Source organism: Paenarthrobacter sp. CAP02, assembly GCF_040137855.1.
Taxonomy (GTDB): Bacteria; Actinomycetota; Actinomycetes; order Actinomycetales; family Micrococcaceae; genus Arthrobacter.
On sequence record NZ_JBEEII010000001.1, the window covers coordinates 239,176 to 251,724 of the forward strand.

The 12,549-nt window shown below is 64.0% G+C and carries 13 protein-coding genes; 7 read left to right on the forward strand and 6 right to left on the reverse strand.

Annotated features, from left to right (window positions below; genetic code table 11):
• Nucleotides 1–47: 47 nt before the first annotated feature.
• The gene (locus ABHM97_RS01225; RefSeq protein WP_349469283.1) at nt 48–1,277 is read left to right on the forward strand and encodes a GAF domain-containing sensor histidine kinase; all 1,230 of its coding nucleotides are present in this window, start codon (nt 48–50) and stop codon (nt 1,275–1,277) included.
• A 54-nt stretch (nt 1,278–1,331) separates the two neighbouring features.
• On the opposite strand, the gene ABHM97_RS01230 is transcribed toward ABHM97_RS01225, so the two are convergent.
• Both ABHM97_RS01230 and ABHM97_RS01235 read right to left on the reverse strand, forming a co-directional pair.
• On the reverse strand, nt 1,332–2,699 hold the full coding sequence (locus ABHM97_RS01230; protein ID WP_349469284.1) for a serine/threonine-protein kinase: 1,368 nt from the start codon (nt 2,697–2,699) through the stop codon (nt 1,332–1,334).
• Between the two features lie 251 nt (nt 2,700–2,950).
• A complete protein-coding gene (locus ABHM97_RS01235) occupies nt 2,951–3,835 on the reverse strand; it encodes an aldo/keto reductase (RefSeq protein WP_349469530.1) in 885 nt (294 codons plus the stop codon).
• Between the two features lie 158 nt (nt 3,836–3,993).
• Between ABHM97_RS01235 and ABHM97_RS01240 the strand changes: the two genes are divergently transcribed.
• On the forward strand, nt 3,994–4,872 hold the full coding sequence (locus ABHM97_RS01240; protein WP_349469286.1) for a helix-turn-helix transcriptional regulator: 879 nt from the start codon (nt 3,994–3,996) through the stop codon (nt 4,870–4,872).
• 30 nt (nt 4,873–4,902) lie between these two features.
• Entirely contained in the window at nt 4,903–5,496 is a 594-nt protein-coding gene (locus tag ABHM97_RS01245) for a histidine phosphatase family protein (RefSeq protein ID WP_349469287.1), read from the forward strand.
• A gap of 23 nt (nt 5,497–5,519) precedes the next feature.
• Here the strand turns inward: ABHM97_RS01245 and ABHM97_RS01250 are convergent, their stop codons facing one another.
• The 3 genes from ABHM97_RS01250 to ABHM97_RS01260 form a co-directional block, all read right to left on the reverse strand.
• Nucleotides 5,520–5,804, reverse strand: coding sequence for a hypothetical protein (locus ABHM97_RS01250; protein ID WP_235521209.1), 285 nt, complete (start codon nt 5,802–5,804; stop codon nt 5,520–5,522).
• A 124-nt stretch (nt 5,805–5,928) separates the two neighbouring features.
• Nucleotides 5,929–6,159 (reverse strand): DUF6458 family protein, encoded by a 231-nt coding sequence (locus ABHM97_RS01255; RefSeq protein WP_349469288.1) that lies wholly within the window; start codon nt 6,157–6,159, stop codon nt 5,929–5,931.
• A gap of 108 nt (nt 6,160–6,267) precedes the next feature.
• Entirely contained in the window at nt 6,268–7,167 is a 900-nt protein-coding gene (locus tag ABHM97_RS01260) for an SDR family oxidoreductase (protein WP_349469289.1), read from the reverse strand.
• A 119-nt stretch (nt 7,168–7,286) separates the two neighbouring features.
• Between ABHM97_RS01260 and ABHM97_RS01265 the strand changes: the two genes are divergently transcribed.
• Nucleotides 7,287–9,146: a glycoside hydrolase family 15 protein gene (locus ABHM97_RS01265; protein WP_349469290.1), complete on the forward strand. Its 1,860-nt coding sequence runs from the start codon at nt 7,287–7,289 to the stop codon at nt 9,144–9,146.
• Here the strand turns inward: ABHM97_RS01265 and ABHM97_RS01270 are convergent.
• Nucleotides 9,115–9,315, reverse strand: a complete 201-nt coding sequence (locus ABHM97_RS01270) for a hypothetical protein (RefSeq protein WP_349469291.1) — start codon at nt 9,313–9,315, stop codon at nt 9,115–9,117. The two genes, ABHM97_RS01265 and ABHM97_RS01270, sit on opposite strands and share 32 nt — an antisense overlap.
• Before the next feature lie 332 nt (nt 9,316–9,647).
• On the opposite strand from ABHM97_RS01270, the gene ABHM97_RS01275 reads away from it, so the two are divergent.
• The 3 genes from ABHM97_RS01275 (at nt 9,648) to ABHM97_RS01285 (ending at nt 12,473) form a co-directional block, all read left to right on the forward strand.
• Complete coding sequence (locus tag ABHM97_RS01275) at nt 9,648–9,977, forward strand: hypothetical protein (RefSeq protein ID WP_235521218.1); 330 nt, start codon at nt 9,648–9,650, stop codon at nt 9,975–9,977.
• Between the two features lie 204 nt (nt 9,978–10,181).
• Nucleotides 10,182–11,582 carry a glutamate decarboxylase gene (gene gad / locus ABHM97_RS01280; protein ID WP_235521219.1) on the forward strand — a complete coding sequence of 467 codons (1,401 nt, stop codon included), beginning with the start codon at nt 10,182–10,184 and terminating at the stop codon, nt 11,580–11,582.
• 21 nt (nt 11,583–11,603) lie between these two features.
• Nucleotides 11,604–12,473: a class II glutamine amidotransferase gene (locus tag ABHM97_RS01285; protein WP_235521222.1), complete on the forward strand. Its 870-nt coding sequence runs from the start codon at nt 11,604–11,606 to the stop codon at nt 12,471–12,473.
• Nucleotides 12,474–12,549 lie beyond the last annotated feature (76 nt).

Sequence of the window (12,549 nt, forward strand, 5' to 3'; positions counted from 1 at the left end):
GGTAGTATCGGCAGGGAATCCTGAAGAAGCTTGGGGGAAATGTTCTAATGACGGAAGTTCGGGGGCAGCTGTCCTTCACCGACGACCTCGGCCGTGACCTGCAACTTCAGGAGTACGGATTGGACCCCGAGGCAGGCTCCACCTTGCTTCCCAACGCAGCGGTGATGAGCGCCCTGCAGAACCTCGTGCGTCTCGCCACCGAGTTGTGCGGCGCTCCCTTCGGAGTGGTGAACATCATCAGTGCCGAGTACCAGCACCAGATCGGCGCCTGGGGCGTTGACCCGGGCGTGTGCTCCCGCGAAGATTCGATGTGCGCAAAAGTCTTCCTGTCGCGTGAACGGACCGTCGTGGCCGACGCTTCCAAGGATCCGCGTTTCGCCGACAACCCGTTCGTCACCGGGGAAATCGGCAAAGTACGCTTCTATGCCTCCGTGCCCCTGCAGACCGAGTCGGGTTTTGTCCCGGGCACACTCTGCGTTTTCTCCGACAAGACCAAGGAACTGCGGCCTGAACAGGTGGGCATGCTGGAGGTCCTCGCCAAGCAGGTGGTGGAGCTGCTTGAGCTGCAGCACCGCACCGTCCAGCTGGACAGGACCTACAGCGAACTCAAGGACAGCAACGCCAAGCTTGCCGGTTTCGCTGGCAGGGTCAGCCACGACCTCCGCATCCCGCTGACCACCATCCTTGGCTATGTGGAGCTGGTGGAGGACGACCCCGACGTCGAACCAAACAGCACTGCCGCACGATACCTGGACCGGATCGGTGCCAGCGGGCGGCGAATGCTGGGCATGCTCGAAGACGTCCTCAGCTACTCCCGCGTGGGTGGCGGAATCCAGCCGGAACAGATCTCCTTGCGGGAAGTCACGGAGGAGGTCATCGGCGACCTCGGGGTGGAGCACGCCGGAATCGTGGAAGTTGAAGACATCAGCTTGCGTGCGGACCGGGGCCAGCTCCGCATCCTGCTCCAGAACCTGGTGTCCAACGCCATGAACTACAGCAGCCCCGAGCGGGAACTCAGGATCCGCATCAGCGGCGTGTCCAACTACCACGGCACCACCGTGTTCGTGGCCGATAACGGCAAGGGCATCGCGCCGGAGGACCGCGCCAAAGTCCTGGAACCCCTGGTGCGCCTGCGACGCAATGGTGATGGACCAGGCTCCGGCCTCGGCCTGGCTACGTGCAGCAACATCGCCAAAGCACACGGTGGGGATCTCAACCTCGCAGAAACACCGGGCGGCGGCACCACGGTGGCGGTCAGCTTTCCCGCCGAACCCTAGCCACGCACCTGGCGATGAAAGGCACGACGGCGGACACCCGCCGTCGTGCCTTTCTTACCGGTCCTTGGGCTGCTTGGCGGGGCCGTTTCCTTTTTGTTTGTCCGGCTTGTTGCCGCCACGATCCTTGCCCTTCTCATCCGCCGTCGCTGCCCCTGGCACTGCGGCCGGGACGGGAGCAGGCGCCTGGACGGCAGGGACCGGCGCAGGTTCCGGCAGGTTGACCACTTCAGCAGGAACGGCGGCCGCGGGGTCGGCCTCGACGGGCGTGACACCGGCGGGCGTCGGCACAACCGGAACAACCGGCGCGGCAGGCTGAGGATCCGCTTGCGACACTTCCGATTCTGCGGGCAGGGAGTTGTCTGCCGTGGAACCTGAGGGAGCCAGGCCTTGAGTGAACAGCACCAGCGCCAAAGGCACGGTCACCGCAGCTGCTCCGACACCCCAGACAGTCTTGGGCCGCCGCTTGTGAAGGGTCATGACCGTGGCCATCGAAACCTTGGTTTCGGCAGCGCGCACCGGCGGCCGGGAGGGCAAAGGCGGCAGCACCGCCGTCCTGCGCCCGGCCTGGATTCCGTCATCAGCAAGGGCCTGCTCTACGCCGGCTGCGGCGGGACGTTTTCCGGGATCCATGTCGGTCATGGACTCCAGCAGCGAACGCAGCGGGGCAGGCAACCCGGCCGGAATTTCGGGCGCGCGGTGCAGGCGCGCCGAAGCGGTCTCGATAGGGGTGCCGGGGTATTCAGCCCTGCCGGTGAGGCACTCCAGGAGCACCAGCCCCAATGAGTAGATGTCGCTCGCGGGAGTGAGGCCCAGGCCCTGCGCCTGCTCGGGGCTGAGGTACTGGGCGGTGCCCACGGTAAAGCCCGTTGCCGTCAGGCGGCTGTCGTTCACCACCAGGGCGACGCCAAAGTCCGCCAGCTTAACCTTTTGGGCGAGCCCGGCGTCGTCGGATACCAGGATATTGGCCGGCTTGATGTCCCGGTGGATGACGCCGTGGCCATGCACCTGGGAGAGTGCGCCCGCGATCTGTACCCCGATGCGGGCTACCTCGGGGACGGTGAGCGGACCGTCGGCCAGGAGGGCCCGGAGGTCACGGCCCTCAGCGAGTTCCATGACCAGGTACGCCCGCTCTTCGTCGTTGCGGGTATCGACGCCCACGTCGAAGGCAGCCACCAGCCCGGGGTGGTCAAAACTGGCCAGGAGACGCATCTCAGTTTCCTGCCGGGCACGGAACGAATCGTCGCCGGAGCCCGGGAGGAAGATCTTGATGGCCACGTCACGGCCAAGAAGCAGGTCAGTGGCCCGGTACACGGTCGACATGGCCCCACGGCCCAAAACCGGACCCAGCTGGTATCGGCCATCCAGTGTGTCGTCGATGGAATCGGGGACGCGGGAGTCCACGGCCTCTTCATTGTTGCCCACGAATTGTCACGCCCTTCAGGCCCCACCCGGCTCCACGTAACCCCGTGGGGTCCGCCGTTACCAAGCAATGCCGTCAATCAAACTTTCACGGTAGCCGCGCGTCGCCGACTGCTTCAACAACCACGGCTTGAGCGACCCCCAGCCCAAACAGCATCATCCGGTTCACCAGATTAGTAATCAGGATACTTATTAAGAGGGGGGAAGGGCAATGCGGCGTCATCGTCCGAGATACTCGTTGTGGGTGGTGGCTCTCAGGCTTCGGGGATGACCATGGCGAAACGTTCTTCGCGCGCCACGTCGGGGTCCGGTCCACTGCGGACGCCGGTGTCGAGGGCGTCGATGGCCGCGAGCTCCGCGGTAGAGAGTTCGAAGCCGAACACGTCGAAGTTCCCGGCGATGCGCGCCGGATTGGTTGACTTGGGGATAGCCGAACGGCCCTGCTGCAGGTGCCAGCGAAGCATGACCTGCGCCGGGGTTTTCCCGTGGGCCTGAGCGATGACGGCAATCTCCGGGTCCTGCATGACGTTGCGGCGGTCCTCACCGCCCCAGCCGGGGTAGAAAGTGATGCCGCCGATCGGTGACCACGCCTGGGTGAGAATGCCGTGTTCGGCATCCTTTGCCTGGACGGACAGTTGGGCAAAGTACGGGTGCAGCTCAATCTGGTTCACTGCAGGGACGATGGTCGTGGAGTCGAGCAGCTGCTCCATGTGGTGTGGCATGAAGTTGCTGACGCCGATAGCCCGCACCCGGCCGTCGGCCAAAAGGGATTCAAGTGCCTTATAGGCCGCGACGGTCTTGTCAAAGCGGTCGGGGGCCGGCTGATGCAGGATGAGCAGGTCAAGGTAATCCGTGGCGAGCTTGCCGGCAGCCTTCTCGTAGGCGTGCAGCGTCTGGTCGTAGCCGTAGTCGCTGACCCAGACCTTGGTCTCGATGAACACCTCGGAACGGTCAAGACCTGAGTTCCTGACGCCTTCGCCTACCTCGCGTTCGTTGCCGTACGCTGCGGCGGTGTCGATGTGCCGGTACCCGGCAGCGAGCGCAGCCTCAACGGCCGCCGTTGTCTGCTCGGGGGCGCTTTGGAAGACGCCAAGACCAAGGGCCGGCATCGTTACGCCGTTGTTGAGGGTAAGTTCCATGATCATGCCTTTCACGGTATGCAGGTGGGCCGGGTTAAGGCCGTGGCAGGTTTCGTGCTTTCAATGCAACAGTGATTCCTTAGGCTCCGGGAGTCACTGTCGATCCGGGTACCGCCAGTCCCTCCTTCGACCCCATTGCAGCGCGTAGCGTGGATGCCATGACACAGAGTGATGACGTGCGGAAGTTCCTGAGTTCCCGCCGTGCCAGGATCACGCCGGAGGAAGCCGGCCTGCCTGCCTATGGCGGTAACCGGCGCGTTACCGGGCTGCGCCGCGAGGAAGTCGCGATGCTCGCCGGGATGAGCATCGACTACTACATCCGGCTTGAGCGCGGAAACCTCTCCGGTGCCTCCGACAGCGTCCTCGAAGCCCTCGCCCGTGCACTCAAACTCGACGACGCCGAAACGGCCCACCTTTTTGATCTCGCCCGCGCTGCCACCGCTTCCCCGCGGGTGCGCCGCAAGCGCAGCCCCCAGACGGTGCGTCCCAGCGTGCAGCGCGTCATCGATGCGATCACCACCGCGCCCGCCTGGGTGCGCAATGACCGTGGCGATGTGCTTGCTGCCAACGAACTCGGCCGGGCCCTGTACTTGGACATGATGGCCGAAAAGGTCACCCCGCCGAACAGCGCACGGTTCACCTTCCTGAACCCGAAAGCGCAGGACTTCTTCGCCGATTGGGAACGCAGCGCGGACGACGTCGTTGCGGTTCTTCGCTCAGCGGCAGGGAAAAACCCTTACGACAGGGACCTCACGGACTTGGTGGGTGAACTCTCAACCCGCAGCGAAGAGTTCCGCACACGGTGGGCCCGGCACGACGTGAAGTACCACCGCACTGGCCGCAAGCGGCTGCACCACCCCATCGTGGGTGACCTGGACCTGAGCTACGAAGCGATGGAGCTCCCCGCCGACCCCGGACTGCGAATCAACGTGTACACCGCCGATCCGGGCACACCTTCAGATGACGCACTGAAAATGCTCGCCAGCTGGGCAGCCACCCAGCGCGAGACGACAGAGACCGCCGTCCAGGAGAGCTGACTTCGACCACCCGCCTGGGCGCAAGGCACAATGGAAAGCATGACCCGAACAACTTTCGCCCTCGTCCGCCACGGCCAGACCGACTGGAACGCAGAGCGCCGGTTGCAGGGTTCCACCGATATCCCGCTCAACGACGTCGGTCGTGGCCAGGCGCGCGACGCGGTGGCCGCATTGTCGGACCGGCAGTGGGATGTGGTGGTGTCTTCGCCGTTGGGCCGTGCTGCCGAGACCGCGGAGATCATCGCCGAGGGCCTGGGACTCACTGTTTCGCGGCACGTTCCCGACCTCATCGAACGCAGCTTTGGGCCTGCGGAAGGCTTGCAGGCGGGCCCCGAGCTGGAGGCACTGCGTATCCCCGGCGGCTTCCGCGGAGGCGAGAGCGACGACGACGCTGCCACGCGCGGACTGGCGGCACTTGAGTCACTGGCCAGTGAGTTCGCCGGCAAGCGCGTCCTGGTGGTTGCGCACGGCACCCTGATCCGTTTGACGCTCAATCGCGCCATCGGCCGAACGCTGGACAGCGTCCATAACGCCGTCCTGAACCTTGCCCACCACCACGTCACGGACGGTTGGGAGTTGGAGTACTTCAACGGCGAACGGGTGACGGCCGACGTCGACGCCTGAGATGACCGCCTTGGCCCCGCCAACTACCTGGCCCCGAGCCGCGCTTTGAGCTGCTCCGCATAGTCCCCGTAGGCTGCCGCGATCTCTTCCAGGTCCACAGTTTGGGGAAAGTCGATCACGGGCTGGTGCTCCGCCAGATAGGTGGTGGTTTCCTCAACCACCAGCTGCTCGTCGAAGCCGTCCAGGCCGGCTTCGGCGAGGAATTCCGGGTTGGTGTGGACCAGGGATTCCCCGGTTTGCCCTTCAGATCGCCAGCGCACCAGGTATTCGTTCTGGTTCACGGGCTCGATGTCGAATGTCTTCTCCATGGAAGCAGCCTACGCTGTGCGCAGTGTCCTGCTGTCCACCGCGGGACATGAGGAAAGGCACGACGGCGGAAGGTCGCCGTCGTGCCTTTCTTGCCTTAAGGTCGGCTGCTGAACCTGTAGCCGCTCAGACCTCGGGACGATGCTCAACGACTGTCGTCGGCGCCGTGCGCCGCTCGACGACTGTGCGGCGGGTCCTGTTGGACATGGCAATGGAGATGATCAGGCCGATGATGCCTACCACGATCAGGATGTACCCAACCAGGACCTGGTCCAGGAAGGGGATGAGTCCGGGGGCGAGCGCGAAGGCCAGGATGGCACCGATGGCGATCAGGGCAATGGAAGAACCGATTCTCATAAAGTGCTCCTCATGTTTGTCCAGCGCGAGGTAGCGACCTCCGCCGGATTCGTGTCATCAGGATACTTATCTTTCGCCTCTGCCACCAGCATTTGCGCAACGCTGTGTTCAGCGCCCGAAGCGGGCCGCCAGCCTCGCGATTGCTTCCTCCGGGGTGGGAACCGGGCCGAAGACCTGCTCCTGGCGGCGGGTGTCGGCCACGTATTTCCCGGTATCCCACCATGCCACCATGCTGGCCATGTCACTGACCAGCGGGACGACCTTTGAGGTGACCCTGCCGAGGCCAATGAGCAAGGGCTCGGGCATGGCCATGACCTTGACCGGCTTATCGGAGTGCTTCTCAACCAGGGATGCCACCTCGAGGATGCTGACCGGGCGGGTCCAGCCGATATCGATCCTCTCCCCGTCACCCACGTCGGCGTCCACCGCCTCCGCCAAATACCCGGCAAGGTCGCTGGCGAGCACGAACGTGAGCGGCACATCCTTGGAACCCAGCCACGTGAGCCGCCCCCTATCGAAGGGGTTCCCGCCACCCATGGTGGCCACCTGGTCGAAGAAAGCCCCGGGACGGAGGGCAACGAAAGGCACTCCGAGTTCCTCCAGCTTGTCCTCTGCCAGCTTCTTGTTCCAGAAGTGCGGGATTTGTGGTGTTTGGTCGCTGGTGACGATGCTGATGAGAACGAACCGCGGCACGCCGGCGTATTTGGCCGCAACCGCGAGGTTGCTGTTGCCATAGGTATCGATGGCTTTGGCGTTCTTGTCGTTCCGCGTATATCCGGCAGCCGTCGAGACGACCGCGGACACGCCCGTCATCGCGGTGATCAGGGAACCGGCGTCGAGCATATCGCCCCGGACTACTTCCACGCCCTTCGCCTCGAGCTTCGCCGCGCTGGACTGCGGCCGGACCAGGGCCCGGACCTTCTTGCCGCGCTTGAGCAGCTCATCAACAACCTGGCCACCCAGGAAACCGGTGGCGCCAACTACAAGGACAGGCAGATCGTCAGCCATGGATTCTCCCGGAAGTAGTTCCTGGGTCATTGGTAGCACGACCACCCACGCGAGGCCAGACCCTCCCGCGCATCACCGTGGTGGTCATTGCCGGGGTGGCGCGGACTAGGATCGTTTCCATGGCCAGGATTGAGGACTATGCGATGATCGGGGACCTGAACACTGCCGCCCTCGTGGGGCGGAGCGGGTCCATTGATTGGATGTGCCTTCCCCGGTTTGATTCGCCCGCGTGCTTCGCGGCATTGTTGGACTCCCCCGAAGCGGGCCGCTGGTTGATCGCACCCGCCGGGACACCAAGCGAGGGAGTCTGCACCCGCCGCCAGTACCGCGAAGACACACTGATCCTGGAAACCGAATGGGACGTCGACGGCGGCTCCGTGCGGGTCATCGACTTCATGCCGGTCCGCGATGACGCAGTGGACGTGGTGCGGATCGTCGAAGGGCTCTCCGGCGAGGTGGACATGCACATGGAGCTGGTCCTGCGCTTCGATTATGGCCGGGTAGTGCCGTGGGTACGGCACGGAAAGCACGGCATCAGCGCGGTGGCCGGCCCTGATTCCGCCTACCTCACAACACACGCCCCGCTCGAAGGCCGGGATCGCCGGACCTACAGCGACTTCACCGTCCGCGCCGGCGACAAGGTCCCTTTCGTGCTCCGCTGGGCCCCGAGCCACGAGAAAGAACCACGGCGGATCGACCCCTACCGCGCCCTTGGGGCCACCGGGTCTTTCTGGCTTGAGTGGATCGGCCGCAGTGAAATGGCGGGCAAATACAAGGAACCCGTCGAGAGGTCCCTGATCACGCTCAAGGCCCTGACCTACGCGCCCACCGGCGGGATCGTCGCAGCAGCGACCACGTCGTTGCCGGAGCAGATCGGCGGTCCCCGCAATTGGGATTACCGTTATTGCTGGCTGCGTGACGCCACCTTGACCCTGCAATCCCTCCTCGCGGCCGGGTACACGGAAGAGGCCGCCGCCTGGCGTGATTGGCTGCTCCGCGCCATCGCCGGAGACCCTTCCGAACTTCAGATTGTTTACGGGCTCGACGGCGCCAGGAGACTCCCCGAGGCAGACGTACCGTGGCTTTCCGGTTACGAAGGTTCACAGCCGGTCCGCACCGGCAACGCCGCCGCGCCGCAACTGCAGCTGGACGTCTGGGGTGAGGTGCTGGACGGCCTCTCCCTCACGCGTGCCGCTTCTCCCGCGGGCACCGTGGACAATTCCTGGGACATCCAGGTGGCACTGATGGAGTACCTCGAAGGAGCCTGGGACAAGCCAGATAACGGCCTGTGGGAAATGCGTGGCCCGCGGCAGCACTTCACCCACTCAAAGGTGATGGCATGGGTTGCCGCCGACCGCATGGTCAAGGCCGTGCGCACGTCCGGGTTGCCGGGACCCCACGACCGCTGGGCCGCCCTGCGGAGCGAAATACACGCCGACGTCATGGCCAAAGGCTTCGACACAACCCGCAACACCTTCGTCCAGGCCTACGGCAGCAAGGAACTCGACGCGAGCCTGCTCCTGATACCCCGTGTTGGCTTCCTGCCGCACAGGCACCCCGGAGTGGTCGGGATGGTGGATGCCATCCAAAAGGAGCTCACCGAGGACGGCTTCGTGCTGCGCTACCGCACCGATTCCGGCCACGACGGACTGCCCGGCGATGAAGGCGTTTTCCTGGCTTGCTCATTCTGGCTGGTCGACGCCTTGTTGGGCATAGGCCGCAAGGATGAGGCTACGGAACTCTTTGAACGGCTCCTGACATTGCGCAACGATGTTGGCTTGCTCAGCGAAGAATGGGACCCGCGCACCCAACGGCAGTTGGGCAATACGCCGCAGGCTTTCAGCCACTTCCCGCTCATCCATAGTGCCATGCAGCTGCACCACGGAGAGGCCCACAGCAGCGACCAGCCGATGGGCCATCCCAAGCATCCGGCCTCGGCCAGCGGATCTATGCTTCGGAATGATCCTCGCCTTCGCTAGCGGACGGTTCACCCTTGTGGCTGGCTTCTTCGAGGTGCAGGTCCAGCTTGCGTTCGGCTTCCCGACGGCGCTGCCCTACGGTCCTCATCTGCTGGGTTGTCGGGTCTCCCCGGTCCTCTGACGCTGCACCCGACGACGCGTCGGGCTGGTCTCGCTCCTGTTCACCCATACGAAGATCGTCCCATCGCCAGCGCCTTTGCGGTAGCGGCACTTGCGGTGATACATCGCCGTCAACCAGTGCGGACGTTTCCGTCCAGGCCAATCAGGCGGTCAATGTTTTCCCTCACGAGCATGATGTCTCACTGGAATTCCGGCGCTTGCCATTCAGGGCGGGAGGAGCTTACGCTCAGGGAGGAGACACCGTACTTGTGCCAAAGGTATCCACCTCTCTTTAACCCGTCAGGGTCCACAATGACTGCTCAGTCAGCACAGCAACCTGTTTCTTCCTCCCACCAGGCACGCCAACCCAGTTGCGAAAAGTGCCGCACCAACCAACACCTCATGGTCGACACCATCGATGCCCATTCCGAACTCTCGATGGGCCTTGTTCGCGTCGGTTACAACTGCAGAAACTGCGGTTCCTTCCGCGCCCACGCAGCAACCGTCGCGGACGTGGCCGAGGTCCTCAACACCGCAAAGCCATCCGCCGGGCTGCTGCAGTTTGGTAAGCACTTCCTGCATTGCGGGCTCCCCATGCACACCGGCCCGGGGAAGCTGACCCGGCTGTCCGCCACCACAGGGCGCATCGTCGATCCGGAGCTTGAGGTCTACCTCAACACCCGGGTCCTGCACTGCGACGGGTGTGGCTTCCAGATGGAAATTCCGGACTAGCCAGTCGCGCAGCACCACTAAACATCGCGGATGACCGCGCATTACCGCGCCATGAAGCGTCCGCCGGTGAGCACCGCCGTCGGACGCTTCAGTCGTCCGCCAGTGTTTGGGCTTGCCAGCTTCCGCAGGTAGCGTGAGCCACAGACAGGTATTGCTCCGCAGCGCGCGGACCATTCCCGAGGACGAGCCCCTAGGAGCCAGCCCATGAGCAGATCCCATCGAACGTCACAGCGCGAGCCGAACAACGCCGTCGAACTCAATCCCCTGTTCAGCAGGCCCGGAGAATCAACCATCTTTCCGCGCTTCACCATGCCCGAGGGCGAGGCCCTGCCCTCCACGGCTTACCAGGTTGTCCACGACGAAGCGATGCTCGATGGAAACTCGCGACTGAACCTCGCGACGTTCGTGGGGACATGGATGGAACCCGAAGCGTCCCAGCTGTATGCCGAAACGTTCGACAAGAACATGATCGACAAGGACGAGTACCCTCAAACGGCACTCATCGAAACTCGATGCTGGCGGATGCTCGCGGACCTGTGGAATGCGCCGGACCCGGAAAAGAGCATCGGAACATCCACCATCGGCTCCTCCGAAGCCTGCATGCTGGGCGGCCTGGCGTTGAAACGCCGTTGGCAGCACGCCCGGCGCGAGGCAGGGAAGCCAACCGACAAGCCCAATCTCGTCCTCAGCTCCGCCGTCCAGGTGTGCTGGGAAAAGTTCTGCAACTATTGGGAGGTGGAGCCCAGGTTCGTTCCTGTCTCCGCTGAACACCCGATGCTCGACGGGCATGACCTGGACCAGTACGTCGACGAAAACACCATCGGCGTCGTAGCCATCATGGGTGTCACATACACCGGCGTCTACGAACCCGTCCGCCTGATTTCCGAGGCCCTCGACGACATTCAAGAACGCCGCGGCCTGGACATTCCCATTCACGTCGACGGCGCCTCCGGAGCCATGGTGGCACCTTTCCTGCAGCCACAAACGGTCTGGGACTTCCGGCTCCCGCGGGTTGCTTCCATCAACACCTCAGGCCACAAATACGGGTTGGTCTACCCCGGCCTCGGCTGGGTTGTCTGGCGGGACGCAGCGGCACTGCCCGAAGACCTGATCTTCCACGTCAGCTATCTCGGTGGTGATATGCCCACCTTTGCGCTGAACTTCTCAAGGCCCGGCGCCCAGGTCCTGTTGCAGTACTACCTCTTTCTGCGGCTCGGCTTTGCAGGGTACCGGTCGGTTCAGGCGACCTCCCGGGACGTCGCGCTCTACCTGTCCAACGAAATCGGCGCCATGGACGCCTTCACCCTGTGGAGCGATGGTTCAGACATTCCCGTCTTCGCCTGGCAGCTCAAGGACGGCCACACCGAGCACTGGAACCTGCACCACTTGTCGGAGCGATTGCGGATGAATGGATGGCTTGTGCCGGCCTATCCCCTGCCCGACGGCCTCAGTGACATCACGGTTCAAAGGATCGTGGTTCGGAACGGTTTCACGCGCGACCTCGCCTCAAGTTTCCTCGCCGACCTGAAGAAAGAGGTCGACTACCTGGACAGCCTCACCGCGCCAATGCCCGGCGACAAACAAGCAGAAGGATTCCATCACTGACCCCGTGAACAGGAGGCACACATGTGCCGTCTCTTTGGACTCCATGCCGGAGCCCGACCGGTAAGAGCCACCTTCTGGTTGCTGGACGCCCCGGACAGCCTCTCGGTGCAAAGCCACCGAGAGCCGGACGGGGCCGGGATAGGCACGTACGACGCCGAGGGCGAGGCCCGCGTGGCCAAGCAACCATTGGCGGCCTGGGAGGATCATGCTTTCGCCCGCGAGGCGCGCGACCTGAAGAGCACCACCTTCCTGGCACACGTCCGGTATGCAAGCACTGGTGCGCTCACTATGGTCAACACCCACCCCTTCGAGCAGGACAACCGGCTGTTTGCCCACAACGGAGTGCTTCACGGTCTGGACGAACTCGACCGGCGGCTGACCTCGCTCGGCGTCATGGGACTGGTGCAGGGGCAATCCGACAGTGAGCGGTTCTTCGCGCTGATCACTGCAGAAACCCGTCTGGCCGGCGGCGATGTTAGTGCGGGCATTGTGCAGGCTGTCCACTGGATTGCGCACGAACTGCCCGTCTTCAGCCTCAACTTCATCCTGTCCACGGCGACCGACATGTGGGCCCTCCGGTATCCAGCAACCCACCCTCTCTATATGTTGAAACGGAATCCCGCGACAGCGCCGGACCGCGGAGCCCCGCTCGATGCCAGGAGCAAGCGGATCAGTTCCCGCAGCACAGATCTTGCCCGGGCACCCCACGTCCTCTTCGCCACCGAGCCCATGGACAACAATCCCGGGTGGCACCCCCTGGCGTCCGGCGAACTGGTCCATGTTGGGGCGGACCTTACACCGACCTCCACGGTGCCATTTGGCGTCGACCCGGTCCGTCTTCTCACGCTCGCGGATCTTGAACCGTCGGCAGCGGCTTCGCAAACGCCGTAATCCGGTGCGGGTTGGATCCCTCTAACGCTCGACTGCCGTAACGCTCGACTGCCGTAACGCTCGACGGCCGTAACGC

Bases quoted from the DNA above. Each gene is read 5' to 3' on its own strand.
- ABHM97_RS01225 (WP_349469283.1), top strand. From the start codon at position 48: ATGACGGAAGTTCGGGGGCAGCTGTCCTTCACCGACGACCTCGGCCGT.
- ABHM97_RS01235 (WP_349469530.1), bottom strand. From the start codon at position 3,835: ATGGAACTTACCCTCAACAACGGCGTAACGATGCCGGCCCTTGGTCTT.
- ABHM97_RS01240 (WP_349469286.1), top strand. From the start codon at position 3,994: ATGACACAGAGTGATGACGTGCGGAAGTTCCTGAGTTCCCGCCGTGCC.
- ABHM97_RS01245 (WP_349469287.1), top strand. From the start codon at position 4,903: ATGGAAAGCATGACCCGAACAACTTTCGCCCTCGTCCGCCACGGCCAG.
- ABHM97_RS01250 (WP_235521209.1), bottom strand. From the start codon at position 5,804: ATGGAGAAGACATTCGACATCGAGCCCGTGAACCAGAACGAATACCTG.
- ABHM97_RS01255 (WP_349469288.1), bottom strand. From the start codon at position 6,159: ATGAGAATCGGTTCTTCCATTGCCCTGATCGCCATCGGTGCCATCCTG.
- ABHM97_RS01260 (WP_349469289.1), bottom strand. From the start codon at position 7,167: ATGGCTGACGATCTGCCTGTCCTTGTAGTTGGCGCCACCGGTTTCCTG.
- ABHM97_RS01265 (WP_349469290.1), top strand. From the start codon at position 7,287: ATGGCCAGGATTGAGGACTATGCGATGATCGGGGACCTGAACACTGCC.
- ABHM97_RS01270 (WP_349469291.1), bottom strand. From the start codon at position 9,315: ATGGGTGAACAGGAGCGAGACCAGCCCGACGCGTCGTCGGGTGCAGCG.
- ABHM97_RS01275 (WP_235521218.1), top strand. From the start codon at position 9,648: ATGGTCGACACCATCGATGCCCATTCCGAACTCTCGATGGGCCTTGTT.
- gad (WP_235521219.1), top strand. From the start codon at position 10,182: ATGAGCAGATCCCATCGAACGTCACAGCGCGAGCCGAACAACGCCGTC.
- ABHM97_RS01285 (WP_235521222.1), top strand. From the start codon at position 11,604: ATGTGCCGTCTCTTTGGACTCCATGCCGGAGCCCGACCGGTAAGAGCC.